The following is a 770-nucleotide window of genomic DNA, read 5'->3' on the forward strand; positions in this document are numbered from 1 at the left end:
AAAACGCGTTTGGCGTTGTATGGTTAAGCCTCACGGGTAATTAGTACAAGTTAGCTTAATGGCTCACACCACTTCCACATCTTGCCTATCAACGTTGTAGTCTTCAACGGCCCTTCAGAGACTTTAAAAGTCTAGTGAGAACTCATCTCGAGGCCTGCTTCGCGCTTAGATGCTTTCAGCGCTTATCAGTTCCGAACGTAGCTACCGGGCAATGCCATTGGCATGACAACCCGAACACCAGCGGTTCGTTCACTCCGGTCCTCTCGTACTAGGAGCAACCCCTCTCAATTCTCAAACGCCCACGGCAGATAGGGACCGAACTGTCTCACGACGTTCTAAACCCAGCTCGCGTACCACTTTAAATGGCGAACAGCCATACCCTTGGGACCGACTTCAGCCCCAGGATGTGATGAGCCGACATCGAGGTGCCAAACACCGCCGTCGATATGAACTCTTGGGCGGTATCAGCCTGTTATCCCCGGAGTACCTTTTATCCGTTGAGCGATGGCCCTTCCATTCAGAACCACCGGATCACTATGACCTACTTTCGTACCTGCTCGACGTGTCTGTCTCGCAGTTAAGCTGGCTTCTACCATTACACTAACCGTACGATGTCCGACCGTACTTAGCCAACCTTCGTGCTCCTCCGTTACTCTTTAGGAGGAGACCGCCCCAGTCAAACTACCCACCAGGCACTGTCCGTAACCCCGATTCAGGGGCCAACGTTAGAACATCAAAACTACAAGGGTGGTATTTCAAGGACGACTCCA

The 770-nt window shown here is 51.9% G+C and carries 1 rRNA gene; it reads right to left on the reverse strand.

Features of this window, described 5'->3' with window-relative positions:
- Nucleotides 1-19: 19 nt before the first annotated feature.
- Nucleotides 20-770 (reverse strand): 23S ribosomal RNA (locus GQR47_RS20265); the annotation flags it as partial.

This window comes from Pseudoalteromonas sp. Z1A2 (assembly GCF_011378755.1).
Classification (GTDB): domain Bacteria; phylum Pseudomonadota; class Gammaproteobacteria; order Enterobacterales; family Alteromonadaceae; genus Pseudoalteromonas; species Pseudoalteromonas distincta.